22 protein-coding genes are annotated in these 26,452 nt (G+C 70.7%); 9 read left to right on the forward strand and 13 right to left on the reverse strand.

What is annotated here, in order from left to right:
* Positions 1 to 87: 87 nt before the first annotated feature.
* From OG386_RS15555 to glgB, 4 genes are all read left to right on the forward strand, one after another.
* The gene (locus OG386_RS15555; RefSeq protein WP_328788656.1) at positions 88 to 2,082 is read left to right on the forward strand and encodes an alpha-1,4-glucan--maltose-1-phosphate maltosyltransferase; all 1,995 of its coding nucleotides are present in this window, start codon (positions 88 to 90) and stop codon (positions 2,080 to 2,082) included.
* Positions 2,079 to 3,797 carry a maltose alpha-D-glucosyltransferase gene (gene treS / locus OG386_RS15560; RefSeq protein WP_328788657.1) on the forward strand — a complete coding sequence of 573 codons (1,719 nt, stop codon included), beginning with the start codon at positions 2,079 to 2,081 and terminating at the stop codon, positions 3,795 to 3,797. The genes OG386_RS15555 and treS overlap by 4 nt, the downstream gene beginning before the upstream one ends.
* Before the next feature lie 235 nt (positions 3,798 to 4,032).
* Positions 4,033 to 5,478, forward strand: a complete 1,446-nt coding sequence (locus OG386_RS15565; protein ID WP_328788658.1) for a maltokinase N-terminal cap-like domain-containing protein — start codon at positions 4,033 to 4,035, stop codon at positions 5,476 to 5,478.
* Complete coding sequence (gene glgB, locus OG386_RS15570) at positions 5,475 to 7,769, forward strand: 1,4-alpha-glucan branching enzyme (RefSeq protein ID WP_328788659.1); 2,295 nt, start codon at positions 5,475 to 5,477, stop codon at positions 7,767 to 7,769. The genes OG386_RS15565 and glgB overlap by 4 nt, the downstream gene beginning before the upstream one ends.
* Positions 7,770 to 7,794: 25 nt before the next feature.
* On the opposite strand, the gene OG386_RS15575 is transcribed toward glgB, so the two are convergent.
* Together OG386_RS15575 and OG386_RS15580 are read right to left on the reverse strand one after the other, a co-directional pair.
* Positions 7,795 to 8,169 (reverse strand): thioredoxin family protein, encoded by a 375-nt coding sequence (locus tag OG386_RS15575; RefSeq protein WP_328788660.1) that lies wholly within the window; start codon positions 8,167 to 8,169, stop codon positions 7,795 to 7,797.
* Complete coding sequence (locus OG386_RS15580; RefSeq protein WP_328788661.1) at positions 8,166 to 8,558, reverse strand: MerR family transcriptional regulator; 393 nt, start codon at positions 8,556 to 8,558, stop codon at positions 8,166 to 8,168. The genes OG386_RS15575 and OG386_RS15580 overlap by 4 nt, the downstream gene beginning before the upstream one ends.
* Before the next feature lie 337 nt (positions 8,559 to 8,895).
* Here OG386_RS15580 and OG386_RS15585 point away from each other — a divergent pair, with 337 nt between their 5' ends.
* The gene (locus OG386_RS15585) at positions 8,896 to 9,579 is read left to right on the forward strand and encodes a helix-turn-helix domain-containing protein (RefSeq protein WP_328788663.1); all 684 of its coding nucleotides are present in this window, start codon (positions 8,896 to 8,898) and stop codon (positions 9,577 to 9,579) included.
* 49 nt (positions 9,580 to 9,628) lie between these two features.
* Here the strand turns inward: OG386_RS15585 and OG386_RS15590 are convergent, their stop codons facing one another.
* Positions 9,629 to 10,654, reverse strand: coding sequence for an ATP-dependent 6-phosphofructokinase (locus OG386_RS15590; RefSeq protein WP_328788665.1), 1,026 nt, complete (start codon positions 10,652 to 10,654; stop codon positions 9,629 to 9,631).
* Between the two features lie 236 nt (positions 10,655 to 10,890).
* On the opposite strand from OG386_RS15590, the gene pta reads away from it, so the two are divergent.
* The 3 genes from pta (at position 10,891) to pyk (ending at position 15,732) form a co-directional block, all read left to right on the forward strand.
* Positions 10,891 to 12,981: a phosphate acetyltransferase gene (pta, locus tag OG386_RS15595; protein ID WP_328788666.1), complete on the forward strand. Its 2,091-nt coding sequence runs from the start codon at positions 10,891 to 10,893 to the stop codon at positions 12,979 to 12,981.
* A gap of 44 nt (positions 12,982 to 13,025) precedes the next feature.
* Positions 13,026 to 14,240, forward strand: coding sequence for an acetate kinase (locus tag OG386_RS15600; protein ID WP_328788667.1), 1,215 nt, complete (start codon positions 13,026 to 13,028; stop codon positions 14,238 to 14,240).
* A 61-nt stretch (positions 14,241 to 14,301) separates the two neighbouring features.
* Entirely contained in the window at positions 14,302 to 15,732 is a 1,431-nt protein-coding gene (gene pyk / locus OG386_RS15605; RefSeq protein WP_327383182.1) for a pyruvate kinase, read from the forward strand.
* Between the two features lie 104 nt (positions 15,733 to 15,836).
* Here the strand turns inward: pyk and OG386_RS15610 are convergent, their stop codons facing one another.
* From OG386_RS15610 to OG386_RS15630, 5 genes are all read right to left on the reverse strand, one after another.
* On the reverse strand, positions 15,837 to 16,493 hold the full coding sequence (locus tag OG386_RS15610) for a hypothetical protein (protein WP_328788668.1): 657 nt from the start codon (positions 16,491 to 16,493) through the stop codon (positions 15,837 to 15,839).
* A gap of 169 nt (positions 16,494 to 16,662) precedes the next feature.
* A complete protein-coding gene (locus tag OG386_RS15615) occupies positions 16,663 to 18,009 on the reverse strand; it encodes a hypothetical protein (RefSeq protein WP_328788670.1) in 1,347 nt (448 codons plus the stop codon).
* Positions 17,999 to 18,595 (reverse strand): DUF6114 domain-containing protein, encoded by a 597-nt coding sequence (locus OG386_RS15620; protein ID WP_328788671.1) that lies wholly within the window; start codon positions 18,593 to 18,595, stop codon positions 17,999 to 18,001. The genes OG386_RS15615 and OG386_RS15620 overlap by 11 nt, the downstream gene beginning before the upstream one ends.
* A gap of 107 nt (positions 18,596 to 18,702) precedes the next feature.
* A complete protein-coding gene (locus OG386_RS15625) occupies positions 18,703 to 19,344 on the reverse strand; it encodes a DUF6230 family protein (protein ID WP_327383186.1) in 642 nt (213 codons plus the stop codon).
* Positions 19,345 to 19,973: 629 nt separating this feature from the next.
* Positions 19,974 to 20,978: a tetratricopeptide repeat protein gene (locus tag OG386_RS15630; protein ID WP_328788672.1), complete on the reverse strand. Its 1,005-nt coding sequence runs from the start codon at positions 20,976 to 20,978 to the stop codon at positions 19,974 to 19,976.
* A 249-nt stretch (positions 20,979 to 21,227) separates the two neighbouring features.
* Between OG386_RS15630 and OG386_RS15635 the strand changes: the two genes are divergently transcribed.
* Positions 21,228 to 21,848 (forward strand): TetR/AcrR family transcriptional regulator, encoded by a 621-nt coding sequence (locus tag OG386_RS15635; protein ID WP_328788673.1) that lies wholly within the window; start codon positions 21,228 to 21,230, stop codon positions 21,846 to 21,848.
* A gap of 49 nt (positions 21,849 to 21,897) precedes the next feature.
* Here OG386_RS15635 and OG386_RS15640 read toward each other — a convergent pair whose 3' ends face one another.
* From OG386_RS15640 to OG386_RS15660, 5 genes are all read right to left on the reverse strand, one after another.
* Positions 21,898 to 22,368 (reverse strand): hypothetical protein, encoded by a 471-nt coding sequence (locus OG386_RS15640; protein WP_328788674.1) that lies wholly within the window; start codon positions 22,366 to 22,368, stop codon positions 21,898 to 21,900.
* Between the two features lie 47 nt (positions 22,369 to 22,415).
* Positions 22,416 to 24,116 (reverse strand): acyl-CoA mutase large subunit family protein, encoded by a 1,701-nt coding sequence (locus OG386_RS15645; protein ID WP_327383190.1) that lies wholly within the window; start codon positions 24,114 to 24,116, stop codon positions 22,416 to 22,418.
* Between the two features lie 98 nt (positions 24,117 to 24,214).
* The gene (locus OG386_RS15650; protein ID WP_189743043.1) at positions 24,215 to 24,544 is read right to left on the reverse strand and encodes a DUF3817 domain-containing protein; all 330 of its coding nucleotides are present in this window, start codon (positions 24,542 to 24,544) and stop codon (positions 24,215 to 24,217) included.
* Positions 24,545 to 24,612: 68 nt separating this feature from the next.
* Positions 24,613 to 25,119 (reverse strand): MarR family winged helix-turn-helix transcriptional regulator, encoded by a 507-nt coding sequence (locus OG386_RS15655; protein ID WP_328788675.1) that lies wholly within the window; start codon positions 25,117 to 25,119, stop codon positions 24,613 to 24,615.
* A gap of 21 nt (positions 25,120 to 25,140) precedes the next feature.
* Positions 25,141 to 26,397, reverse strand: coding sequence for an MFS transporter (locus OG386_RS15660; RefSeq protein ID WP_328788676.1), 1,257 nt, complete (start codon positions 26,395 to 26,397; stop codon positions 25,141 to 25,143).
* Positions 26,398 to 26,452 lie beyond the last annotated feature (55 nt).

The following is a 26,452-nucleotide window of genomic DNA, read 5'->3' on the forward strand; positions in this document are numbered from 1 at the left end:
AGAGCGAACAGAGCGTGCACTACCAGCCGTGCTCACGGCTGGCCTGTTGTCACCGAGCCCCGCGAACTGCCCCCAGGTGATCCCATCATGATCGGTCGCATTCCCGTGCTGGACGTCCGCCCCGCCGTCGACTGCGGCGCCAGACCCGCAAAGGCGGTCGTGGACGAGGTCTTCGAGATCTCCGCCACCGTGTTCCGCGAAGGACACGACGCCGTCGCCGCCCACCTCGTCCTGCGTGATCCGGGCGGGCGACTGCGGGTCCCCGTGCCGCTGAGCGAACTCGCCCCCGGTACCGACCGGTGGGGGGCCAAGGTCTCCGTCGAGGTCGAGGGGAGGTGGACGTACACCGTCGAGGCGTGGAGCGATCCGGTGGCCACCTGGCGGGCCCATGCCGCGATCAAGATTCCCGCCGGGATCGACGCCGGGCTGATGCTGTGGGAGGGCGCGGAGCTCTACGAACGGGCCGGGGCCCGGATCCCCAAGCGCGACGGGCGCGAGGCCGTCCTGGCCGCCGCCGCAACCATGCGCGACGAGGACCTGCCCGTCGCCGAACGCTACGGGGCCGCCCTCGACCCCGCCGTGGACGCCGCGTTCGCCAAGCGCCCGTACCGGGAGCTGGTCACCGCCTCCAAGCCCCTGCCGCTGCTGGTGGAGCGCAAGCGGGCCCTCTTCGGCTCCTGGTACGAGATGTTCCCGCGCTCCGAGGGAGCGGTGCTGGAGCCCGGCGAGGCCCCGGTCAGCGGGACCTTCCGGACCGCCGCCGAACGGCTGCCCGCGATCGCGGCGATGGGTTTCGACGTGGTCTACCTGCCGCCCATCCACCCGATCGGGTCCACTTATCGCAAGGGTCCGAACAACACTCTTTCCGCTGGAAGTTGGGACCCGGGCGTCCCGTGGGCCATCGGCTCCACCGAGGGCGGGCACGACGCGGTCCACCCGGAGCTCGGCACCATCGAGGACTTCGACGCCTTCGTCGGGCGCGCCCGCGAGCTGGGCATGGAGATCGCGCTGGACTTCGCGCTGCAGTGCTCCCCCGACCACCCGTGGGTGGAGAAGAACCCGCAGTGGTTCCGCCACCGGGCCGACGGGACGATCGCGTACGCCGAGAACCCGCCGAAGAAGTACCAGGACATCTATCCGATCCACTTCGACGCCGACATGGCCGGCATCGTCGAGGAGACCTGCCGGATCCTTCGGCACTGGATGGACCACGGGGTGCGCATCTTCCGGGTCGACAATCCGCACACCAAGCCGGTGGTCTTCTGGCAGAAGGTGATCGCGGACATCAACAAGTCCGACCCGGACGTGATCTTCCTGGCCGAGGCCTTCACCCGGCCCGCGATGATGCGGGCGCTGGCCGCCGTCGGCTTCCAGCAGTCGTACACGTACTTCACCTGGCGCAACACCAAGGCCGAGCTGACCGAGTACCTGACCGAGCTGGCGGACACCCCCTCCGCCTCGGTCATGCGGCCGAACTTCTTCGTCAACACGCCGGACATCCTGCACGAGTACCTGCAGCACGGCGGCCGTCCGGCCTTCGAGGTCCGGGCCGTCCTGGCCGCCACCCTCTCGCCCGCCTGGGGGGTCTACGCCGGCTACGAGCTCTGCGAGAACACCCCGGTGCGCGAGGGCAGCGAGGAGTACCTGAACTCCGAGAAGTACGAGTTCCGGCCGCGCGACTGGGCGGCCGCCGACCGCACCGGCGCCACCATCGCCCCGCTGATCACCGCCCTGAACCGGCTGCGCCGCCGCAACCCCGCACTCCAGCAGTTGCGCGACATCCACTTCCACTCGACCGACAACGAACAGGTGATCGCCTATTCGAAGCACGCCGGAGCCAATTCCGTACTGGTGGTCGTCAACCTCGATCCGCACCACACCCAGGAGGCGACAGTGTCGTTGGACATGCCGGTACTCGGCCTCGACTGGCACGGGTCCCTCGCGGTGCGCGACGAGCTCACCGGCGAGACCTATCACTGGGGCAGGGCGAACTACGTGCGCCTAGAGCCGGGCCGCACGCCCGCGCACGTACTGGCCGCTCTGCGACCGTCCCCGCCCACCGGAGGGTCACCCACCACATGATGATCAACGATCCCGTCCACGACACCTTCGAGGACACCCCCGCCAAGGACCGCGATCCCGACTGGTTCAAGCGGGCGGTGTTCTACGAGGTCCTCGTCCGCTCCTTCCACGACAGCAACGGCGACGGCGTCGGGGACCTCAAGGGGCTCACCAGCAAACTGGACTACCTCCAGTGGCTCGGTGTCGACTGCCTCTGGCTGCCGCCGTTCTTCGCCTCCCCCCTGCGCGACGGGGGTTACGACGTCGCCGACTACACCTCCGTGCTGCCCGAATTCGGCGACCTCGCCGACTTCGTGGAGTTCGTGGACGCCGCGCACACCCGCGGCATGCGGGTGATCATCGACTTCGTCATGAACCACACCAGCGATCAGCACGAGTGGTTCCAGCAGTCGCGCAAGGACCCGGACGGCCCGTACGGCGACTACTACATGTGGGCCGACAACGACAAGCAGTACCAGGATGCCCGCATCATCTTCGTCGACACCGAGACCTCCAACTGGACGTACGACCCCGTACGCAAGCAGTACTACTGGCACAGATTCTTCTCCCACCAGCCGGACCTCAACTACGAGAACCCGGCCGTGGTGGAGGAGATCGTCTCCGCCCTGCGCTTCTGGCTCGACCTCGGCATCGACGGGTTCCGTCTCGACGCCGTGCCCTACCTGTACGCCGAGGAGGGCACCAACTGCGAGAACCTGCCCCGCACCCACCAGCTCCTCAAGCGGGTCCGGGCCGAGATCGACGCTCACTACCCGGACACCGTGCTGCTCGCCGAGGCCAACCAGTGGCCCGAGGACGTCGTCGACTACTTCGGCGACTACGCGAAGGGCGGGGACGAGTGCCACATGGCCTTCCACTTCCCCGTCATGCCGCGCATCTTCATGGCCGTGCGAAGAGAGTCCCGCTACCCCGTCTCCGAAATCCTGGCCAAGACCCCGGCGATCCCGGACCGCTGCCAGTGGGGCATCTTCCTGCGCAACCACGACGAGCTCACCCTCGAAATGGTCACGGACGAAGAGCGTGACTACATGTACGCCGAGTACGCCAAGGACCCGCGGATGCGGGCCAACATCGGCATCCGGCGCCGGCTCGCCCCCCTCCTGGACAACGACCGCAACCAGATGGAGCTGTTCACGGCCCTGCTGCTGTCGTTGCCCGGCTCGCCGGTGCTCTACTACGGCGACGAGATCGGCATGGGCGACAACATCTGGCTGGGCGACCGCGACGGCGTCCGCACGCCGATGCAGTGGACCCCGGACCGCAACGCCGGTTTCTCCTCGTGCGATCCGGGCAGGCTGAACCTGCCGGTCATCATGGATCCCGTCTACGGGTACCGGGTCACCAACGTCGAGGCCGCGATGTCCTCGCCCTCCTCGCTGCTGCACTGGACCCGTCGGCTGATCGAGGTCCGCAAGGCGAACCCGGCCTTCGGACTCGGCTCGTACACCGAACTGCCGTCGTCGAACCCGGCGGTGCTCGCGTTCCTGCGCGAACACGGGGACGACCTGGTGCTGTGCGTGCACAACTTCTCGCGCTTCGCGCAGCCCACCGAGCTCGATCTGCGGTCGTTCAACGGACGGGTTCCGGTGGAGCTCACGGGCGATGTGCGCTTCCCGCCGATCGGCGAGTGGCCGTACCTGCTGACCCTGGCGGGCCACGGCTTCTACTGGTTCCGGCTGCGGAAGGAACAGCGCGGCGAGCGACGCGCCACGTAGCCGGGAGCCGGTCCAGGGCCGAGTGAGCCGAAGGAGCGCGACCTGTGGGTCAGGTCAAGGCGCTCCGGAGGCGAACCGAGCCTTCACACAAGGGGGCGGGCAGCTCGAACGGGTCAATCGCCCGCCCCTGTACGGACCATCCTGACCCGACACTCGCACATGCCGGAGAAGCAACTGCCGCGCATCCGGGACACTCTGCGCATTCTGTGACGGCCCGGGGAAAGGACGCGACGCCATGTCGGAGGCTGCATCCGCCCGGAGCCGGCTGACGGCCGACCGGGCCGCCGGGATCGCTCCACTGGAGCCGATGCTGAAGGCCTGGCTGCCCGCTCAGCGCTGGTTCGCGGGCAAGGGCCGCACCATCAGCAGGCTCAGGACCGTCTCGGCGGCCGAACTGCTACCGCCGGGATCCACCCCCGGACTGCTGCACCTGCTCCTCGACGTCGACGGGGACTGCTACCAACTGCTGCTGGGCATCCGCCCGTCCCTGCCGCCCGCCCTCGCGCCCACCCTGATCGGCCATGCCGAGGACGGCCCGTACGCGGGCCGGGCGGTCTACGAGGCGCTGGGCGACCCCCGGCTCGCGGCCATGCTGCTGGAACGGCTGCGCTCCCCCGGGGCCCTCGGCCCGCTGCGCTTCGACCGGGACCCGGCCACGCCGATCCCGGCGGGGCTCACCCCCCGGCCACTGTCCGGGGAGCAGACCAACTCCTCGCTCATTTACGGAGATTCGTTCATCCTGAAGGTGTTCCGTCGGGTCGGCCCCGGGGTCAATCCGGACCTGGAGCTGCCGAGGGCGCTGGCCGCCGCCGGCTGCACCCGGGTCCCGGCCCCCGTCGCCTGGTACGAAGCCGAACCGCCCGGCAGCGAACCGCTGACGCTGGGCGTGCTCCAGCCCTACCTGCGCGGCTCCGACGACGGTTGGCAGCTCGCGCTGCGCCGGCTCGGCGTCGGGGCCGACTTCACCGCCGAGGCGCACGCGCTCGGTCGGGCCACCGCCGAGGTGCACAGCGCGCTGGCCGCGGCGCTGCCCACGGTCGCGCTCGGCCCGGAGCAGACCGCCCGGCTCGCGGCGGGGATGACGGCCCGGCTGGCCGCCACCGCCCGGGAGGTACCGGCGCTGCGGCCCTACGAGGCGGGGCTGCGGGGCGCCTTCGACGCGCTGGCGGCCTCCCGGGGCGCGGGGGTGCCCGCCCAGCGGATCCACGGGGACCTCCATTTGGGTCAAACCCTGCGCACCCTTGACGGCAGCTGGTCGTTGATCGACTTCGAGGGCGAGCCGGCCCGGCCCCTGGCCGACCGGCGCCGTCCCGAACCGGCGGTGCGCGACATCGCCGGGATACTGCGCTCCTTCGACTACGCCGCCCGCTCGCACCGGCCGTTCGCCCCCGCCTGGGCGGACGACTGCCGGGCCGCCTTCTGCGAGGGCTACGCCCGCACCACCGGCCGGGACCCCCGCGAGGACCCCGTACTGCTGCGCGCGTACGAGACCGACAAGGCGGTGTACGAGGCCCGGTACGAGTCCCGGCACCGCCCCGACTGGCTGCACGTCCCGATGGCCGCGATCCGGCGGCTCTCGGAGCCCGTACGGCCCGCCCACCGCGTGCCGCCGACCCCGTCCGCCCCCGGCTCCATCTCCCCCCACCCCCACCCGAAGCCCCCGAGGAGGCCGCTCGCGTGAGCGCCGCACGACAGCCGTCACCGACCGTCCGCGAGGAAGCCGCACCCGTCCCGTCGGCGGCGAAGAAGGCCCGGACGCCCCGGGCCCGCCGCGCCGCCCCTCCGCACGGCGTCCGGCCGGCTCCCGCACTGGGCGCCGACGAACGGGCCCGGTTGCTGGAGGGCCGCCACCACGATCCGCACGCGGTGCTCGGGGCCCGTACCCAGCGGGGCGGGGTGGCCTTCCGGGTGCTGCGCCCCCACGCCAAGGCGGTCACGATCCTCGCCAAGGGGCTGCGGGCCGAGCTCTTCGACGACGGCGACGGACTGTTCTCGGGGCTGCTGCCGCTGACCGGCGTGCCGGAGTACCGGCTGCTGGTCGCGTACGACAGCGACGAGATCGAGGTCCACGACCCCTACCGGTTCCTGCCCGCCCTCGGCGAGCTGGACCTGCACCTGATCGGCGAGGGCCGCCACGAGCAGCTGTGGAAGGCGCTCGGTGCCGAGCCGATGGAGCACCAGGGCGTGGCCGGGACCCGCTTCACGGTGTGGGCGCCGAACGCCCAGGGGGTCCGGGTCACCGGGGACTTCTCGTACTGGGACTCCGTCGCCTACCCGATGCGCTCGCTGGGCTCGACGGGGGTGTGGGAGCTGTTCCTGCCCGGGGTGGGCGTCGGAACGCTGTACAAGTACGACATCACCCGCCCGGACGGCAGCCACACCTTGCGCGCCGACCCCATGGCCCGGTCGGCGGAGGTCCCCCCGGCGAACGCCTCGGTGGTCACCTCGTCCCGGTACGAGTGGCAGGACGCGGCGTGGATGGCCGGGCGCGGCGCCCGGCCCCCGCACCAGGCCCCGTTCTCGGTGTACGAGCTGCACCTGGCGTCCTGGCGGCCGGGGCTCTCCTACCGGCAGCTCGCCGAGCAGCTCCCCGCTTACGTCAAGGAGCTGGGCTTCACGCACGTGGAGCTGATGCCGGTCGCCGAGCACCCCTTCGGCGGCTCGTGGGGCTACCAGGTCACCGGCTTCTACGCGCCGACCTCGCGGATGGGCACCCCGGACGACTTCCGCTTCCTCGTGGACGCGCTGCACCGGGCCGGGATCGGGGTGATCGTCGACTGGGTGCCGGCGCACTTCCCGCGCGACGACTGGGCCCTCGCGGAGTTCGACGGGCGGCCGCTGTACGAGCACCAGGACCCGCGGCGGGCCGCACATCCGGACTGGGGGACGCTGGAGTTCGACTACGGCCGCAAGGAGGTCCGCAACTTCCTCGTCGCCAACGCCGTGTACTGGTGCGAGGAGTTCCACGTGGACGGCCTGCGCGTGGATGCGGTGGCCTCGATGCTCTACCTCGACTACTCGCGCGCCGAGGGCGAGTGGGCGCCCAACGAGCACGGCGGGCGGGAGAACCTGGACGCGGTCGGCTTCCTCCAGGAGATGAACGCGACGGTGTACCGGCGCTGCCCGGGGGTCGTGACGATCGCGGAGGAGTCCACGGCCTGGACGGGTGTGACCCGGCCGACGGACTCCGGCGGGCTCGGCTTCGGCCTGAAGTGGAACATGGGCTGGATGCACGACACCCTGCGCTACATGTCGAAGGAGCCGGTGCACCGCAAGTACCACCACCACGACATGACCTTCGGGATGATCTACGCGTTCAGCGAGAACTACGTGCTGCCGATCTCGCACGACGAGGTGGTGCACGGCAAGGCCTCGCTGGTGTCCAAGATGCCCGGGGACGACTGGTGGCAGAAGCGGGCCGCGCACCGGGCCTACTTGGGCTTCATGTGGGCCCATCCGGGCAAGCAACTGCTCTTCATGGGGCAGGAGTTCGCCCAGGGGTCGGAGTGGTCGGAGGTGTACGGGCCGGACTGGTGGGTGCTGGACGACTCCTACGCGGCGGCCGGCGACCACCGGGGCGTACGGAACCTGGTGCGCGACCTGAACCGCACGTACGCGGCGGCGCCCGCCCTGTGGGAGCGGGACACCGTGCCGGAGGGCTTCGCCTGGGTGGAGGCGGACGCCGCGGAGGACAACGTCTTCGCGTTCCTGCGGTACGCGCAGGACGGCTCGCAGCTCCTGGCGGTGTCGAACTTCTCCCCCGTGGTCCGGCACGGCTACCGGCTCGGGGTGCCCGAGGAGGTGCCGCTGTGGCGGGAGGTGCTCAACACCGACCTGGAGGTCTACGGCGGCAGCGGCATCCACCACACGCAGCCGATGCGGCCGGAGCAGGTGCCTGCGCAGGGCCGTCCGGCGAGCCTGCGCATGACCCTCCCGCCGCTGGCGACGGTCTGGTTCCGGCCGCAGGGTTGATGCGGCAGGGCTGATGCGCCGGGACTCAGGCCGTGGCGAGCTGCTCCTCCAGTTCCTGGAGCAGCCGGCGCTTGGCCCGGGCCCCGACGATCTGCTGGACGGGCTCGCCGTCGCGGAAGACGAGCAGGGTCGGCATGGACAGCACCCCGTACCGGGTGACGGCACCGGGGTTGCTGTCCGCGTCGATCTGCACGACCTTGAGCCGGTCGGCCTCCTCGGCCGCGATCGAGGAGAGGACGGGGGCGAGCTGGCGGCAGGGGCCGCACCAGTCCGCCGTGAACTCCACGAGGACGGGCCGTCCCCGCTCCCCGAGCACCTCGACCTCGAAATCCGCGTCGGTCACCTGTGCCACGCCGTGGGCCTTCATGCCACCGTCCCTCTCGTCCGTCCGGTCGTTCATCCGGTCATCTCGCACTTCGGCACGGCCGCTTCGCCGGCCGCCCGTTCCGCGTCGGCCAACTGCCGCCCGAGCTGCTCGCGCACGTCGGCCAGCTGGCCGATCAGGCCGTCCAGCTCGGCGAGCTTGCGCCGGTAGACGGCGAGCGAGGCGGGGCAGGAGTCCCCGGCCGGGTGGCCGGCCCGCAGGCAGTCCACGAAGGGCCTGGTCTCCTCCAGTTCGAAGCCGAAGTCCTGGAGCATGCGGATCTGGCTCAGCAGCCGCAGGTCGTCCTCGTCGTAGGTCCGGTAGCCGTTTCCGGCCCGCCGCGCGGGGAGCAGCCCGCGGGACTCGTAGTACCTGAGCGTCCGGGTGCTGGTCCCCGCCCGCTCCGCCAGTTCGCCGATGCGCATGGGGCGACCGTATGCCTTGACGCCGACGTCAAGGCAAGGGAAGGAAAGGGAGAAGGGGGGGCGGGGTCCTCGCCACCCCCGTGGGCGAGGACCCCTGAAAGGATCACGCAGGAAATGGCTGGTCGGTTCACATTGTGCGAAGAGTGTGAGAGGTATTGCATCGACGGACGTTGGCTGGAACCGTACACACAGAAAAGATCTTCCAGCTCACCGATTACCGGACAGTCGCTCGGAAACCCGGCGAAAGGCCTTAACTTCATAGGACGTTCCTACGAGGTATGGGCTTGTTTGTTTGGTCTGTAGGCGCCGCGGCCTGGCCACTTCTACGGTGTGCGGTGTGCACTCCAGCCCACCTTTCAATGCCCCCGCCGCGCGTCGCCTGCGCGCGGCCCTGGGCATGGCTCCCGGACATGTCGCCTACGGCCTGCGTGCCCAGTACGGACTCGTCGTCGCGCCCGAGACCGTGATGGCCTGGGAGCGTGGCGAGATATCACCTTCCTCCGCCGAGCTCACGGCACTCGCGGGCGTCCTGTGGTGTGCGCCCGGCGAACTGCTCGCCGAACCGGTCACCCTGCGGGAGCACCGGGTCGCCCGGGGGCTCGCGGCGGACGACCTGGCCCGTCGGATCGGCCTGGAGACGGGCTCGTACCAGAAGATGGAGGACACCGGGCGCTGGAAGGGCAACGAACGGCAGTCCGCCGCCCTGGCCACGGTGCTGGGTCTGACGCTGGCCCAGTTCGTGACGGCGACCGGCAAGCACGAGGAACTCGCCGACCTGCTGCGCAGTGCGGTGACCACGCGCTGGCAGGCGTACGTGAAGCCGCTGGGCAAGCTCCTGCCGATCCCCAAGCACCACCTGGAGACGGTGCTGGAGCAGCTGCACGGCGACTACCAGTCGCGGATGGTGGCGACGCTCAGCTGGGGCGGCGGCCAGGGCGAGGCCGGCAGCGGGGACGCGGGCCGGGAGTTCCTCGCCGAGATCGTGGAGCGGTTCTGGCACCTCGCGGGCGGTGCGGCGTAGAACTCGCAGGGCGACCGCACCGGGGTCGCAGGTCCCGCCCGGCCCGGCATCAGAAGACCGATTCGGCCTCGTACATGCGCTCCTCGGGGACGGTCTTCAGCTCGGTGATCGCCTCGGCGAGCGGGGCCATCACCACGTCGGTGCCGCGCAGGGCGGTCATGTTGCCGAATTCGCCGCGGTGGACGGCCTCGACGGCGTGCCAGCCGAACCGGGTCGCGAGCACCCGGTCGTACGCGGTCGGGGTGCCGCCGCGCTGGACGTGGCCGAGGATGACCGGGCGGGCCTCCTTGCCGAGGCGGTGCTCGAGTTCGATCGCGAGGCGGTTGCCGATGCCGGCGAAGCGCTCGTGACCGTACTGGTCGATCGCGCCCTTCTCGTACGGCATGGAGCCCTCGGCCGGGTGTGCACCCTCGGCCACGCAGATCACGGCGAACTTCTTGCCGCGGGCGAATCGTTCTTCCACCATCTTCACCAAGGCGTCCACCTCGAAGGGGCGCTCCGGCAGGCAGATGCCGTGCGCGCCGCCGGCCATGCCGGACTCCAGGGCGATCCAGCCCGCGTGGCGGCCCATGACCTCGACGACCATCACGCGCTGGTGCGACTCGGCGGTGGTCTTGAGGCGGTCGATCGCCTCGGTGGCGACCATGACGGCGGTGTCGAAGCCGAAGGTGCGGTCGGTGGAGGAGATGTCGTTGTCGATGGTCTTCGGTACGCCGACGACCGGCATCCCGGCGTCCGACAGCATCCGGGAGGCGGTCAGGGTGCCTTCGCCGCCGATCGGGATGAGGGCGTCGATGCCGTAGCGCGTCGCCAGCTCCTGGGCGTTCTCGGCGGCTTCGTGGAGACGGGCGCGTTCCATGCGCGCCGAACCGAGGATCGTGCCGCCGCGGGCGAGGATGCCACTGACGGCATTGATGTCGAGGGGGCGGAAGTGGCCGTCGAGGAGACCCTTGAAGCCGTCCTCGAAACCGATGACCTCATCTCCGTGCCCGACCAGGGCGCGGTGCACGACCGACCGGATGACAGCGTTGAGGCCCGGACAGTCGCCGCCTGCGGTGAGAACTCCGATACGCATCGTGCCGTGTCTCCTGCCGTACATGAAGGGCGTAATGGTGCAGCCTGTCCGATTGTTTCACGGGGCCGGGACGCCGCACGTTTTCGGCGACTGCGCCCCGAAGGCCCTTCGGCCCTCCCGGCCAGGCCTTTTCCCCGGGGGCGCCCTATCCATTGACAGAGGTATTGTCAAGAGGTCGAGCCAGAGCAAAGTGACATTCACAGCATGACATTCACAGCATGGGACGGAGAGCGGGCGTGACGCGCAGCGTGTACGTGACCGGTATCGAGCGGGGGGACGGCCGACAGGTCGTCGAGCTGGGAATCATGGAGCTGCTGACCCGGCAGACGGGCCGGGTCGGGGTCTACCGTCCGCTGCTGCACGACGCACCGGACCGGCTCTTCGACCTCCTCAAGGCCCGCTACCGCATCGATCAGGACGCGGCGGCGGCCTACGGCATGTCCTACCAGGAGGCCTCGGCGATCCTGGCCGAGAAGGGCACCGACGAGCTGGTCTCGCGGCTGGTCGACCGCTACCACCGGGTGGCCCGCGACTACGAGGTCATGCTCGTCCTCGGCACCGACTACGCGGAGACCAACCTCCCCGACGAGCTGGCGCTCAACGCCCGCCTCGCCAACGAGCTGGGCGCGGTCGTCGTGCCCGTGGTGGGCGGCACCAAGCACCACGCCGAGGCCGTGCGCGCCGAGGCCCGCAACGCCTACCGCGCCTACGAGACCCTGGGCTGTCACGTCGTCGCGATGGTCGTGAACCGGGTGGCCGCGGAGGACCGCGACGTCATAGCCGAGCGGCTGGCCGCCCGGCTGCCCGTGCCCTGCTACGTGCTGCCCGACGACAAGTCGCTCTCCGCACCGACCGTCGCCCAGATCACCCGGGCGCTCGGCGGCGAGGTGCTCCTCGGCGACGAGGCCGGGCTGGCCCGCGACGCCCTGGACTTCGTCTTCGGCGGCGCGATGCTGCCGAACTTCCTGAACGCCCTGACCCCCGGCTGCCTGGTCGTCACCCCGGGGGACCGCTCCGACCTGGTCATCGGCGCGCTGGCCGCGCACACCTCCGGCACCCCGCCGATCGCCGGTGTGCTGCTCACCCTGAACGAGCGTCCGACCCCGGACATCCTGGCGCTGGCCTCGAAGCTGGCACCGGGCACGCCCGTGGTGTCGGTGGCCGGCAACAGCTTCCCCACCGCCGCCGAACTCTTCTCGCTGCAGAGCCGGCTGAACTCCGCGACCCCGCGCAAGCTGGAGACCGCGCTCGGCCTGTTCGAGCGGCACGTGGACACCGGCGAGCTGCGCGACCTGCTGTCGGTGGCCCGCTCGGAGCGCGTCACCCCGATGATGTTCGAGCACGAGCTGCTGGAGCGGGCCCGCTCGGAGCGCCGCCGCGTCGTGCTGCCCGAGGGCACCGAGGAGCGCGTGCTGCGCGCCGCGGACGTGGTGCTGCGCCGGGGGGTCTGCGACCTGACCCTGCTGGGCGACGAGCAGGCGATCCTGAAGAAGGCCGCCGACCTCGGCGTGGACATCTCCGGCGCCCAGCTCATCGACCCGGCGACCTCCCCGCTGCGGGAAGGTTTCTCCGAGTACTACGCCCAGGTCCGCGCCCACAAGGGGATGACCGTCGAGCTGGCGGGCGACGTGGTCACCGACGTCAACTACTTCGGCACCCTGATGGTCCAGCGGGGCCTGGCCGACGGCATGGTCTCCGGTTCGGTGCACTCCACCGCGGCGACCATCCGCCCGGCCTTCGAGATCATCAAGACGAAGCCGGAGGCGTCCATCGTCTCCTCGGTCTTCTTCATGTGCCTGGCCGACCGGGTCCTGGTCTACGGCGACTGCGCGGTCAACCCGGATCCGAACGCCGAGCAGCTCACGGACATCGCCGTCCAGTCGGCGACCACCGCGGCCGCCTTCGGCGTCGAGCCGCGGATCGCGATGCTCTCGTACTCGACCGGCACCTCCGGCAGCGGCGCGGACGTCGACAAGGTCCGCAAGGCCACCGAGCTCGTCCGCGAGCAGCGCCCGGACCTGCAGATCGAGGGGCCGATCCAGTACGACGCGGCCGTGGAGCCCTCGGTCGCCGCGACCAAGCTGCCCGGGTCTCCGGTGGCCGGCCGCGCGACGGTGCTGATCTTCCCGGACCTCAACACCGGCAACAACACGTACAAGGCCGTGCAGCGTTCGGCGGGCGCGGTGGCGGTCGGACCGGTGCTCCAGGGTCTGCGCAAGCCGGTCAACGACCTCTCGCGCGGTGCGCTCGTCCAGGACATCGTCATCACCGTGGCCATCACCGCGATCCAGGCGCAGGGCGCGCCGTCGCCCTCGGCCACGGCCTGATCCCCGCCCTCCCCCACCGCCCGCGACAAGGAAAGACCCTCATCGTGACCGCATCGCGCGTACTCGTCCTCAACTCCGGCTCCTCGTCGGTCAAGTACCAGCTCCTCGACATGGCGGACCGGTCCCGGCTCGCCGCCGGCCTGGTGGAGCGCATCGGCGAGGAGACCTCCCGACTGGTGCACGAGCCGCTCTCGGGTCCGGGCGCGGCCGCCGGCCGCCGGGAGCGGCTCGGCCCCATCGCGGACCACGGAGCCGCGCTGAAGGCCGTGGCCGCGGAGCTCGCCGCGGACGGGATGGGCCTGGACTCGCCCGAACTGGCGGCGGTGGGACACCGGGTGGTGCACGGCGGGACGCGGTTCACCCGGCCGACCGTGATCGACGACGAGGTGCTGGCGGAGATCCGGAGCCTGATCCCGCTCGCCCCGCTGCACAACCCGGCGAACGTGACGGGCATCGAGGTGGCGCGCTCGCTGCGCGCGGACCTTCCGCAGGTCGCCGTCTTCGACACGGCCTTCCACTCGACGATGCCGGAGCACGTGGCGCGGTACGCGATCGACGCCCAGGTCGCCGACGCGTACTCCATCCGGCGGTACGGCTTCCACGGCACCTCCCACGCCTACGTCTCGCGCGCGACGGCCCGGCTGCTCGGCAAGCCGGTGGAGGACGTGAACGTGATCGTGCTGCACCTCGGCAACGGCGCCTCCGCCTCGGCCGTGCGGGGCGGGGTGTGCGTGGAGACGTCCATGGGCCTGACCCCGCTGGAGGGGCTGGTCATGGGGACCCGTTCGGGCGATGTCGATCCGGCGGTCGTCTTCCACCTGGCACGGGTGGGCGGCTTCTCGGTGGATGAGATCGATTCGCTCCTGAACAAGAAGAGCGGTCTGCTGGGCATGTGCGGCGACAACGACATGCGCGAGGTGCTGCGGCGCGCGGGCGAGGGCGACGAGGCGGCGAGCCTCGCCTTCGCCGCGTACGTCCACCGGCTGAAGAAGTACATCGGGGCCTACGCGGCGGTGCTCGGGCGGGTGGACGCGGTGACGTTCACGGCCGGGGTCGGCGAGAACGCCCACCAGGTCCGCGAGGCCGCCGTCGACGGCCTGGCCGCGCTGGGCCTGGTGCTGGACCCGGAGGCCAACGCCGTGCGCTCCGCCGAGGCGCGGCTGGTCTCGGCGGAGGATGCCCGGGTGGCGGTGGCGGTGGTCCCGACGGATGAGGAACTGGAGATCGCCACCCAGGCGTACGCACTGGTTACCGAGTAGTCACTTGGACTTTCCACCAGCCGGAATATTCCGCTACGAAACAAACCGATAGGATCCAGTCATGCGCCGTTCCAAAATTGTCTGCACGCTGGGCCCCGCCGTCGACTCGTATGAGCAGCTGAAAGCGCTCATCGAGGCAGGTATGAACGTGGCCCGATTCAACTTCAGCCACGGGTCCCAGGCAGAACACCAGGAGCGGTACGACCGCGTCCGGCAGGTCTCCGAAGACACCGGGCGCGCCGTGGGCGTCCTCGCCGACCTCCAGGGCCCGAAGATCCGTCTGGAGACCTTCGCCGAGGGTCCCGTCGAGCTGGTGCGCGGTGACGAGTTCACCATCACCACCGAGGACGTCCCGGGTGACAAGTCCATCTGCGGCACCACCTACAAGGGCCTCCCGGGCGACGTCGCCAAGGGTGACCAGATCCTGATCAACGACGGCAACGTCGAGCTCCGGGTGACCGAGGTCGAGGGCCCGCGGGTGCGGACCATCGTCATCGAGGGCGGTGTCATCTCGGACCACAAGGGCATCAACCTGCCGGGTGCCGCCGTGAACGTCCCCGCCCTGTCGGAGAAGGACGTCGACGACCTCCGCTTCGCCCTGCGGATGGGCTGCGACATGGTCGCCCTGTCCTTCGTCCGCGACGCCAACGACGTCAAGGACGTCCACAAGGTGATGGACGAGGAGGGACGCCGGGTCCCCGTCATCGCCAAGGTGGAGAAGCCGCAGGCCGTCGAGAACATGGCGGCCGTGGTCGACGCCTTCGACGCGGTCATGGTGGCCCGCGGTGACCTCGCCGTCGAGTATCCGCTCGAAAAGGTCCCGATGGTCCAGAAGCGGCTCATCGAGATGTGCCGCCGCAACGCCAAGCCGGTGATCGTCGCGACCCAGATGATGGAGTCGATGATCACCAACTCCCGCCCGACTCGCGCGGAGGCCTCCGACGTCGCCAACGCCATCCTCGACGGCGCGGACGCGGTCATGCTGTCGGCCGAGTCCTCGGTCGGCGCCTACCCGATCGAGACCGTCAAGACGATGTCGAAGATCGTCACGGCGGCCGAGGAGGAGCTCCTCTCCAAGGGCCTCCAGCCGCTGGTCCAGGGCAAGAAGCCCCGTACCCAGGGCGGCTCCGTCGCCCGCGCGGCCTGCGAGATCGCGGACTTCCTCGACGCCGAGTCGCTGATCGCCTTCACCCAGTCCGGCGACACCGCCCGACGCCTGTCGCGCTACCGCGTGACCCAGCCGATCCTGGCCTTCACCACCGACGTCAACACCCGCAACCAGCTGACGCTGAGCTGGGGCGTGGACTCGTACGTCGTCCCGCACGTGGACACCACCGACGCCATGGTCGACCTGGTGGACGGCGAGCTGCTGAAGCTGGGCCGCTACAACGAGGGCGACACCATGATCATCACCGCCGGCTCGCCCCCCGGCGTCCCCGGCACCACGAACATGGTCCGCGTCCACCACCTGGGCGGCGACACCCGCGCCTGACGGTCGCCGACCCCGCTCGAACTCTGCCGCACAGAGACCGAGGGCGGTGCCCCGATCCCGACAGGGATCCGGGGTACCGCCCTCGGTGCTTGCCGGGGTCCGGGTCAGTCCGCCGTGTCCGGCCCGACGTCGATCCCCCCGTCCTCCACGACGCACTCGTCGTAGCCGAGTCTCTCCCCGAGATCCCGGTAACGCGCGAGGCGGGATGCGCCGACCGTGATCTGGTACGCCTTCAGGACCCTCAGGAGCATCCTGAAGCCCAGGTCCGGATCGGCGTGCGCCACCGTCTTCTCCAGCGTGCGCACCACGTCGGGCACCGCGTGGTGCGCGTGCCCCTCGACGGAGCGCAGCCCGTCGGCGACGGCCTCGACCTCGGCCAGCACCTCGTCCGCGAAGGCCGCCGCCGGGGCGGGGCCCGCCGGCAGGGCCGCGGAGGAAGGGTGGTCCTGCCGGATCCGCCCGGCGCAGACGTCCGCGACCTGCCGCAGCCACGCCCGCCCCTCCATGCCGAAGAAGTCCGGCCGGTAGCTGCGCTGCGACGCCGCGCAGCACAGGATGTCCACCTCCCTGGAGGAGAGGTCCGACTCCAGCACGCGGAACGCGTCCTCCAGGAGCGTGGGGGCGTAGGCGCCACCACCCCATCCCGCGACGGCCGCCACCATCTCCAGCGGTGTCGTGCCGGGACTCCATCCCGCATCGAACATCCTGGTGAGACCGCTGAGGCCGAAGTCGATGTAGAACTGCCGCCGGTCGTCTCTCATCGGACCCGTCCCCGTGGATAGCTGTGCGCCGCGTACATGAAGGCGGCACTTGGACGCCGGTCGAGCCCGCAGCTCCTTTGAAGGTCAGGTGAGTTGCCCAGGGGTGACGGAAAGCGGAAGGCCCGCCCCCGCGAAGGGGGCGGGCCGTCGGAACGCGTGCGATCCGGTGCTACTCCGGCGGGCCGATGTAGTTCTTCAGGCCCGGAACGGTGAGCGTGCCGCCGAACTGACCGGCCTGGACGACCTTGACGTTCGTGAAGAACGCGAACGGAACGTTCACGGGCGGCGGGCTGTTCGGGGTGAACTCGATCGGGATCAGACCGAACAGGTTCCCCTTGAGGCTCTCGGTGTACATCGTCACCGTGCCGCCGCGGATCTTGGACGTGGAGCCCGGACGCGACTTCAGGTGAGCGACGTTCCCCGACTTGCCGACCGTCTGGTACAGGTCCTTGATGTCCAGCGAGTCCGCGGTGAACTTCAGGACCTTCTTGGTCTTGCCGCCGGCCGTCTTCACCTCGACGATGCCGTGGTAGTCCAGGCCGTAGAGGGTCAGCAGGGAGCTGTCGAGGTACCAGGGCTCGTCCGGCAGGAGCGGGACGCCCTGCTCCAGTTCGGCGTCGGCCAGTGCCTTGGCGTCGTAGGTCGGGCACGGGAAGGGCTGCTTCCCGTCCGGGTCCTTCGTCTCCTCGGCCTTGTCCTTGTCCTTGGACTTGTCGTCCTCGGCCTTGGCATCGTCCTCGGCCTTGGACTTGTCGTCCTTGGCCTTGTCCGCGGCTTCGTCCTTGGCCTTGTCCTCGCCCGTCTCGTTCTTGGGGTCCTTCTCGGTCTTCTTGACCTCCTCGGACAGCTCCTTGACGTCGACACCGGCCTTCTTCGCCGCTTCGCGGATCGCGTCCGCGGCCGGGTCCGGCGTCGGGGCCGCCGTGGCGGTGCCCGACGGGGTGGGCGCGGGCGTCGGGGTCGCCTTCGCCGCCGCGTCCTTGAGGGGCCTGCCGAGTTCGTCGACGAGGTTCTTGACCGCGTCGCCGACGCCCAGCGGGTCCAGCGGGTTCGTGGCCTTGGTCGGGTCCGGAGCCGGCGTGGTGGCCGGGGCCTTCTCGTTCGCCACCGGGGGCTTGGCCGTCGACGGGGACGTGGTCGGCTTCGCCTTCTCCTTCGCGGCCGCCGATGCCGATGCCGACGGAGAGGGCGTCGCGCTGGGCGACGTGCTCGGCGAAGGCGTCGTGGACGGCGTGGGCGACGGGGACTTCGACTCGGTCTCCGCAGGTTCGTCGGACCGCGTCACACACGGACCGGGCGCGAAGGGGATCTCCTTGTCGTCGGCCACGGCGAGCTTCGGCGCCATGCCCATCCCGACGAACACGGCCGTCGGCATCGCCGCGAGCGCCATCGTCTTGCCGACGGGTATCTGGATCTTGTTCAGCAGCGACTTCCTGGGCGCCGCGTGGCGCGGCCCCTTCACTACACGGGACTCTGCACCAGGGGCCACGCCCCGCTGCGTCTCGTCACCCCGCACTGTTCCTCCCGCCATCGGCGTGGGCAGTCGTCTCGCTCGCGTGTGCCGTTTCCGTCGCACCGGGACCCGGAAGACCCTGGGTTCCCTGGACGCCCATGTCCGCCGTCGCGTCCGCCTTGCTCAGGTGGACGACGCCCGGCTGCTGCTCCGCCACCGGCTCCTGGGCCTCCTCGACCGGCTGCCCCGGCGCCCAGGCGAGGGCGAGGGCGCCGCCGACCATGGAGAGGGCGAAGCCGACGAAGAAACCACCGAGGTTGGACACCGGGATCGAGACCAGCGCGAGCAGGATCGCGGCCACGCCGGCGAAGACGCGGATGGCTTCCTGGAACCAGAGGGCCAGGCCCAGCGTGATCAGCAGTACACCGATGATCAGTGCACCGGCACCGCCGGTGGTGGCCATCGCGAGACTGACGTTGCCCAGCCGGAGGTCCGCGTAAGGGAAGTATGCGATCGGGAAGCCACCGAGGAGCGTGAACAGCCCGGCCCAGAAGGGACGGCGGCCGCTCCAGGCATGGAAGTGGTAGTACACCACGGTGGGCCAGGCGTCGTCTTCTGCGCGAACGTAAACCGGGGCCTGGGGGTTCATGGACAACAGCTCCCTGGAAACGGTGGTACTTGAGAACTCTGTGGAGCCCGAACGGGCGGGGGCGACGGCTGTCACCACCCGCCCGTCCGGTCAGACACGGGGACTGATCAGTCCTTGATGTCCTGGTAGCACGGCTGGTCGCCACCGAGCAGGCGCAGCTTCAGGTTGGGCAGCTTGAAGGTGCCCGCCGTGGTCGCCCACGCCTTCTGCTTGACGTTCGTCAGGATGGCCCGGTCCGCACGCTGCGAGAACGCGTACGGGCTGGCGACCGTACCGGCCTGCGGCTTGGTCTTGTGGCTCGCGTCGCCGACCGCGACACCGATGTCCAGGTTGGTGAACTCGGCGTCGGTGTCGAGCTCGGCCACATCCAGGTAGATGTTGCTGGCCTCGGCCGGGGTGCCCTTGTGACCGGTCTTCAGCTGGAGCGTGATGTTGCCCAGCGGAGTCGGGGTGACCAGGGACTGGCACATGTTGGTGATCTTGGCGTTGCTGAACCCGGAGATGGTGACCGGGTGGTGCTGGGCGTTGCCCTTGAGGTCGTGTCCCTCGGCGACACCGCCGTACTGGATCAGGTTTTCACCGTCGAGCTTGTCGGCCGAGACCTTGAAGTCCTGGCCGGAGACGCTGAAGGACGCCGCGAGGGCACCCTGCGCCAGACCCACACCGACCGCGGCCGTGGCCGCGATGCTCGGCACCATGACGAGCGCGAAGCGCTTCCATCTGGTCCCACCACGAACCTGAGAACTCATTTCGTTCCTCCTTCTCGGACGTACATCTCCGGTCCGGGCCGTGCCCGTCCTGGGATGGGAGAAGTGCTACGTCCTCGGGAAGGAGCGCAGGCGGCCGGGCCGCGGCTGTGCCACGTCCGATACACCGGCGATCACCCCCGAGCGACAACCACTGGGCCACGCGTTCGCGCAACCTGGAGGACAGGCCCCGCCGGTGTGGCGGAGACCCCCCTGTCCCACGGCCGGTGCCACTGCCACAGGCCGGCTCGGTGGGGACCCTCCACCGCGGCTCCGAGTGAGCGGCTCTGCGGGAAGGACCGAGCGTCGCCGATCGTGGTCCATTCCAGGCCGGGGCACAAGGGGGTTCGTTACTGGCGGGTAACGGCCAGATAACCTAGGTGCGACCCGTCGCCGTCGGGCAGCAACACAGGGTGTCACCCAGGGCCACGACAGAACGGACGAATGACGAACACACCGGACAGTTCACGGGGTTCGGCTTACTGCGAGTAACAGCGGCCGCGATTGCCAAGTTTTGGCAAAGCGCGGCCGCTGTTTATCTACGTGTCAACAAATCGCCGGTGGCCCGGCGCGGTACGGGCGGGGCGTGGCGGCCGGCCCCGGAGCGGCCGCTGAGCCGGTCCGGACGCGGCTTAGAAGAGCACCCGCGCGAGCGCCGTGCGCGCCGCGGAGACCCGCGGGTCGTCCGCGCCGATGACCTCGAACAGCTCCAGCAGCCGCAGTCGCACGGCGTCGCGGTCCTCACCGAACGTGACGCGGACGGTGTCCACCAGGCGCCCGAAGGCGTCCTCCACGTGGCCGCCGACCAGGTCGAGGTCGGCCGCGGCGATCTGCGCCGCCGGGTCGCGCGGGTTCTCGGCCGCCGCGGTCCGCACCGCCTGCGGGTTCATGTGCTGGACCCGGGCCAGGAGCTCGGCCTGGGCCAGGCCCAGCTTGGCCTCGGTGTTGCCCGGGTCGTCCGCGAGCACGTTCTTGTACGCCTGGACCGCGCCGCCGAGATCACCGGCGTCGAGCGCGACGACGGCCGCCTCCAGCAGGGCGTCGTGCGGGCCGGCCGGGATCTCGTCCGCGTCCGAGGCGGCGGGAGCCGCCCCCTCCGCGTCCGGGTCCACCTCGATGCCGATGATCCCGAAGCGGTCCTCGGCGACCTGGACCAGCTGGGCGAACGTCTCGCGGATCTGCTGCTCCGGGACCACGCCCTGGAACAGCGGCAGCACCTGACCGGCGACCACGGCGAAGACGGCCGGGATGCCCTGGATCTGGAACTGCTGCATGAGCATCTGGTTGGCGTCGACGTCGATCTTGGCGAGCACGAGGCGACCGTTGGCCTCGGTGATCAGGCGCTCCAGCAGCGGGCTGAGCTGCTTGCACGGCTGGCACCACTCGGCCCAGAAGTCCAGGACGACCGGAACTTCTGCGGAGAGCTGGAGCACATCGCGTTCAAAACCGGCTTCGTCTACGTCGATGACGAGTGCCGACGGCGGCACGGCACCGGCGGACGGACCCGTTCCGCCGGACTCGGCGGCCCGGCTCGCCGCTTCGGCGCGGGCCTGCTCGGCCTTGGCCTTGGCCTCACCGGCCGCCTTCACCGCGGCGAGGTCGACGACGCCGCTCATGGACATGTTTCTGGGCTGCATGCGTACATCCTCCCCCGTGTGTGCGCGCCGACGAAAAAGATCGCGTGAATTGGCCGTGCCGCCGTACCGTCGCGATCGTGATGTTGAACGGCGCCGGGTCCCCACCTGGCGCCTGTAGCTCTTCGCGTGGTTGTCGCTCTTACGCTACGAGCCGTAGCGTAACTCCCCCGGCGGCTCCCCGCGCCCCTTCCGGCCCCGTGATCTGAACCACAGCGGCCCTTTTGGCTACCGGCGGGTATGGTCTCGGCCATGCGCAACCCCAGCCCCGGCCGCACCGGTCGTCCCCGCAGTGCCGCAGCGGACGCCGCGATCCTCGCCGCGACCCGGGACGCGCTCGTCGAGCTGGGCTGGTCGAAGCTGACGATGGGGGACGTCTCCGCCCGTGCGGGGGTCGCCAAGACCACCCTCTACCGGCGCTGGGCGGGCAAGAACGAGTTGGTCGTGGACGCGGTCGCAGAGCTCTTCGACGCGCTCGAACTCCCGGACCGGGGCTCCCTCGAAGCGGACATCGAGAACGTGGTGCTGCAGTTCGCGGAGCTGCTGCGGCGCCCGGAGGCCCGTACCGCCCTGATGGCGGTCGTCGCCGAGTCCACCCGGGACGAGGCCCTGCGCGACCGGATCCGGTCGGCGATCGTGGACCGGCAGAAACGTCTCGTCGTACTGGGCCGCGAACGGGCCCAGGCCCGCGGCGAGCTCCCGTACGAGGAGGACGAGTCCCTCGCGGGCCGCACCACGGACCTGATCTTCGACGTGATCGCGGGCACGGTGGTGCACCGCGCCCTGGTGAGCTCCGAACCGGTGGACGAGCTCTGGGTGGCCACCTTCACGGCCCTCCTGATGCACGGCCTGCGCGGCCCGGCCGTCGCCTGAACCCGGGCCGCCGCCCGAACCCACCCGGCCGCCCGCTGCCGCCGCGTCGTCAGAAGGTCCACGCCCCGGAGCGGCGCCGGGATTCCAGGACCTGCTCCGCCAGCGCCGCGGCCCGCGGGTTCTCCCCCGGCCAGGGCCGCCGACGGCCCGGCCAGCTCGCCCAGCGCAGCGCGTCGGCCTCCTCCTCGAGCCGCAGACCGGCCGCGACGAGCGCGCCCCGGGCCGCTTGGGCCCCGGCCGTGCGGTAGCCGATGTCGCGGGCGTCCGGCCAGTGGACGCCGCCGTCGGTGATCAGGACCGCGGCCTCGACCCCGTCCAGCCCCAGCTCGATGCCGTCCCGCACCGCCGCGAGGAACTCGGCGGGCAGCCGGTCCTCCCGCGCCAGGTTCAGGATCTCCGTCCCGGCCGGCCCCGGCGGCTCGAAGTCGGCGACGACGTAGGCGTAGTGGCCGCCGCAACCGCCCTTGTTCATCACCACGCGCGCGCTCACGCCCCGTACGGACACAGGAAGGCCGGTCATGGCGCCACCGTACGGGCGCCATGACCGGCCGTCTCACACAGGCGGGCCTAGAAGCCCGGGGGCTCCGTGTAGGTGCCCCACTCGTCGCGCAGGACGTTGCAGATCTCGCCCATCGTGGCCTCGGCCCGCACCGCGTCCAGCATGGCCGGGATCATGTTCGACCCGTCCCGGGCGGCGTCCAGCATCGCCTTCAGCGCCGCGTCGACCTCGGCGTCGTCGCGGCGGGCCTTGCGGGCCGCCAGCTCCCGCACCTGGACGGTCTCCACCTCGTGGCTGACCCGGAGGATCTCCAGGTCGCCGGTGACCGACCCGTGGTGCACGTTGACGCCGACGACGCGCTTGTCGCCCTTCTCCAGCGACCGCTGGTACTGGAAGGCCGACTCGGCGATCTCCCCGGTGAACCAGCCGTCCTCGATGCCGCGCAGGATGCCCGAGGTGATCGGCCCGATCGGGTGCTGCCCGTCGGGGTGGGCGCGCAGGCCGCGCTCCTTGATCTGCTCGAAGATCTTCTCGGCCTCGGCCTCGATGCGGTCGGTGAGCTGCTCCACGAACCAGGAGCCGCCCAGCGGGTCCGCCACGTTGGCGACGCCGGTCTCCTCCATCAGCACCTGCTGCGTGCGCAGGGCGATCTCGGCCGCCTGCTCGCTCGGCAGGGCGAGGGTCTCGTCGAGGGCGTTGGTGTGCAGGGAGTTCGTGCCGCCGAGCACGGCCGCGAGGGCCTCCACGGCGGTGCGCACGACGTTGTTGTACGGCTGCTGCGCGGTCAGCGAGACCCCGGCGGTCTGGGTGTGGAAGCGCAGCCACATGGACTTCTCGCTCTTCGCCCCGTAGACCTCCTTCATCCAGCGGGCCCAGATCCGGCGCGCGGCGCGGAACTTGGCGATCTCCTCGAAGAAGTCGAGGTGCGCGTCGAAGAAGAAGGAGAGGCCGGGCGCGAAGGCGTCGACGTCCATCCCGCGCGAGAGGCCGAGCTCCACGTAGCCGAAGCCGTCGGCGAGGGTGTACGCGAGCTCCTGCGCGGCCGTGGCCCCGGCCTCGCGGATGTGGTAGCCGGAGACGGACAGCGGCTTGTAGGCCGGGATGCCCTTCGTGCAGTACTCCATGAGGTCGCCGATGAGGCGCAGGTGCGGCTCCGGTTCGAAGAGCCACTCCTTCTGGGCGATGTACTCCTTGAAGATGTCGGTCTGGAGCGTGCCGTTGAGGACGGCGGGGTCCACGCCCTGCCGCTCGGCGGCGACCAGGTACATGCAGAAGGCGGGGACGGCCGGGCCGGAGATCGTCATCGAGGTCGTGACGTCGCCGAGCGGGATGTCCTTGAACAGGACCTCCATGTCGGCGGCGGAGTCGATGGCGACCCCGCAGTGCCCGACCTCGCCGAGCGAGCGGGGGTCGTCGGAGTCGCGCCCCATGAGGGTCGGCATGTCGAAGGCGACCGAGAGCCCGCCGCCGCCGGCGGCGAGGATCATCTTGTAGCGCTCGTTGGTCTGCTCGGCGTTCCCGAACCCGGCGAACTGCCGGATGGTCCAGGTCCGCCCGCGGTAGCCGGTGGCGTGGAGCCCGCGGGTGTACGGGTACTCGCCCGGCCACCCGATGCGCTCGAAGCCCTCGTACGCGTCGCCGGGCCGGGGCCCGTAGACCGGCTCGACCTCGTCGCCGGAGAGCGTGGTGAAGTCTGCCTCGCGCTTGCGGGCCTTGTCATAACGGGCCTGCCAGCGACGGCGGCCTTCCTCGATGGCGTCAGCGTCCATACCCATGAATTTACTAGGACGTCCTAGTAAATGTCGATGGCAAACCCCCGGGGACTCGCCCCGGGGGTGGGTGACGCTTGCCTCGTGCGCGGCGGCGATCAGGCCTTGGCGGTCGCGACCGAGTCGCTGACCAGCGGTTCGACCTCGGCGCGGACCTTGCGCTCGACGAAGAAGGCGGCCACCGGAATCGTTCCGCTGAGCATGACCCAGAGCATCTTGCCGAAGGGCCACCTGGCCTTGGAGCTCAAGTCGAAGGCGAAGACCAGATAGATCATGAAGAGCACACCGTGGGCCTGCGAGACCACGAAGGTCAGGTCGGCGCCGGTGTCGAAGCCGTACTTCGCCACCATGCAGGCACAGAGGATCAGGAGCATGACCGCGGTCACGTAGGCCATGGCGCGGTAGCGGGTCAGCACGCTTCGTTTCATGCCGACGAGCCTAGCCGTCCGTTTTGCTCGATCTTGACGCGGCCCCGGGCCCCGACCTCCGGCCCCGGCTACTCCTGGAAGTCCGCCGCGGCCACCCGCAGCGGGCGCAGCAGCGCGAAGATCTCCCCGCACTCCTCGGCGTCGTACGTGCCCAGGCCGAAGTCCACGGCCATCAGGTCCTTCGTGGCGGCTTCGACGACCTCGCGGCCCTTCTCCGTGATGGAGGCGAGGGTGCCGCGGCCGTCGTTCGGGTTGGGCCGCTTGGCGACCAGGCCGGACTTCACCAACCGGTCCACGGTGTTGGTCACCGACGTCGGGTGGACCATCAGCCGCTCGCCGATCTTGGACATCGGCAGTTCGCCGGCCTTGGAGAAGGTGAGCAGCACCAGCGCCTCGTACCGGGCGAAGGTCAGCCCGTACGGCTTGACGACCGCGTCGACCTCACCGAGCAGGATCTGGTGCGCGCGCATGATCGAGGTGATCGCGGCCATCGAGGGCACGGGTCCCCAGCGCTGCTGCCAGAGCTCGTCGGCGCGGGCGATGGGGTCGAAGGGAAGGCTGAGCGGCTTGGGCACGCGTCCGACCCTACCGGGAGGTCACTTCGCCGCGGGGGCCGTCTCATCCCTCAGTCGTTCCTCCTGCCGGGCGGCCGCCCGGAGTTCGGCCAGGAGCAGCAGCACGACCCCCGTGCCGAGGACCCCGGCACCGGTGACGACCTCGTGCACCGGGCGGAATTCGGCGGCGAGGCCGGCCAGGGCCATGCCGACCCCCTGGAGGGTCATCAGGCCGGTGCTGAGCAGCGTCATCGCCCGGCCGCGCAGCTCGTCGGGGACGGCTTCGACGTACCACTGGTCCAGCCCGAGGGTGTGGGCGTGGGCCAGCCCGGCGAGCAGCAGGGCGGCGAGGACCACGGGCAGGCCCGGCCGGACGGCGAAGAGCAGGAGCGGCAGCAGCCCGGCGGCTGCGAGCGGCACCACGATCCGCGATCGCGTTCGGGCGGTGAGGGCCGAGCCGGCCCAGAGCTCCCCGGCGATCGTGCCGACGGGCAGGGCGCACATCATGAGGCCGAGGGCGGCGGTGCCGACGCCGATGCCGTCCGCGTACGGGGCGAGCAGCGCCTCGGGGGCGACGAGGAAGACGGGCGGCAGCCAGAACAACAGCATCAGCGCACGCAGCCGGCGCCGGCCGAGGACGGCGCGCAGTCCGGCGAGCGGGGAGGTGCGGGCGCTGCTGCGGGCGGGGCGGCTGCGCGTGCCCAGCCGCAGCAGCAGTGCGGAGCCGAGGAAGCCGGCGGCGGTGAGGGCGATCGCCGCGCGCGGCGCGAGCACGGTGAGCAGCAGCCCGCCGAGGCCGAAGCCGATGAGCTGGGCGCTCTGGGCCACCATGCGCAGCAGCGAGCGGCCCAGGACGAAGGCGTCGCCGGTGCCGAGGACGTCGGCGAGGGAGGCGTTGCGCGTGCCCTGGAACAGCGGCGCCACGAAGGCCATCGTGCAGCGCAGGACGAGGAGCACGGCGACGGGCGTGCCCGGCGCCACCATGGCGGCCGCGCAGAGCGCGCAGACGAGGTCGCAGGCGACGAGCACCCGGCGGGCAGGAAGGCGGTCGGCGATCCCGGCGAGCAGCGTGCCGCCGAGGACGTACGGGAGGAAGCCGAGGGCGAAGGTCAGCGCGCTCATCAGGGGCGAGCCGGTGGTGCGGTAGACGAGGACGGACAGCGAGATCTCGGCGACGACCACGCCGAACACGGACAGTAGGTGGGCGGCGAAGACGGTCCGGAACTCACGGACCCGGAACACGGAGCGGTAGCCCGGTGGCGGTGCGGACCGCCCGGGCGCCTGGGTGTCGGCTGGCATGGGCCCAGCCTCCCGGGCCCGGGGCCGGCGCCCCAGAGATTCGGCTGGGGCCGAA

The sequence above is a fragment of the Streptomyces sp. NBC_00273 genome (genome assembly GCF_036178145.1).
GTDB lineage: Bacteria > Actinomycetota > Actinomycetes > Streptomycetales > Streptomycetaceae > Streptomyces.

What these genes read in the sequence shown, in the direction of transcription:
- OG386_RS15555 (WP_328788656.1), top strand. Translation starts at nt 88, where the DNA reads ATGATCGGTCGCATTCCCGTGCTGGACGTCCGCCCCGCCGTCGACTGC.
- treS (WP_328788657.1), top strand. Translation starts at nt 2,079, where the DNA reads ATGATGATCAACGATCCCGTCCACGACACCTTCGAGGACACCCCCGCC.
- OG386_RS15565 (WP_328788658.1), top strand. Translation starts at nt 4,033, where the DNA reads ATGTCGGAGGCTGCATCCGCCCGGAGCCGGCTGACGGCCGACCGGGCC.
- OG386_RS15575 (WP_328788660.1), bottom strand. Translation starts at nt 8,169, where the DNA reads ATGAACGACCGGACGGACGAGAGGGACGGTGGCATGAAGGCCCACGGC.
- OG386_RS15580 (WP_328788661.1), bottom strand. Translation starts at nt 8,558, where the DNA reads ATGCGCATCGGCGAACTGGCGGAGCGGGCGGGGACCAGCACCCGGACG.
- OG386_RS15590 (WP_328788665.1), bottom strand. Translation starts at nt 10,654, where the DNA reads ATGCGTATCGGAGTTCTCACCGCAGGCGGCGACTGTCCGGGCCTCAAC.
- pyk (WP_327383182.1), top strand. Translation starts at nt 14,302, where the DNA reads ATGCGCCGTTCCAAAATTGTCTGCACGCTGGGCCCCGCCGTCGACTCG.
- OG386_RS15610 (WP_328788668.1), bottom strand. Translation starts at nt 16,493, where the DNA reads ATGAGAGACGACCGGCGGCAGTTCTACATCGACTTCGGCCTCAGCGGT.
- OG386_RS15620 (WP_328788671.1), bottom strand. Translation starts at nt 18,595, where the DNA reads ATGAACCCCCAGGCCCCGGTTTACGTTCGCGCAGAAGACGACGCCTGG.
- OG386_RS15625 (WP_327383186.1), bottom strand. Translation starts at nt 19,344, where the DNA reads ATGAGTTCTCAGGTTCGTGGTGGGACCAGATGGAAGCGCTTCGCGCTC.
- OG386_RS15630 (WP_328788672.1), bottom strand. Translation starts at nt 20,978, where the DNA reads ATGCAGCCCAGAAACATGTCCATGAGCGGCGTCGTCGACCTCGCCGCG.
- OG386_RS15635 (WP_328788673.1), top strand. Translation starts at nt 21,228, where the DNA reads ATGCGCAACCCCAGCCCCGGCCGCACCGGTCGTCCCCGCAGTGCCGCA.
- OG386_RS15640 (WP_328788674.1), bottom strand. Translation starts at nt 22,368, where the DNA reads ATGACCGGCCTTCCTGTGTCCGTACGGGGCGTGAGCGCGCGCGTGGTG.
- OG386_RS15645 (WP_327383190.1), bottom strand. Translation starts at nt 24,116, where the DNA reads ATGGACGCTGACGCCATCGAGGAAGGCCGCCGTCGCTGGCAGGCCCGT.
- OG386_RS15650 (WP_189743043.1), bottom strand. Translation starts at nt 24,544, where the DNA reads ATGAAACGAAGCGTGCTGACCCGCTACCGCGCCATGGCCTACGTGACC.
- OG386_RS15660 (WP_328788676.1), bottom strand. Translation starts at nt 26,397, where the DNA reads ATGCCAGCCGACACCCAGGCGCCCGGGCGGTCCGCACCGCCACCGGGC.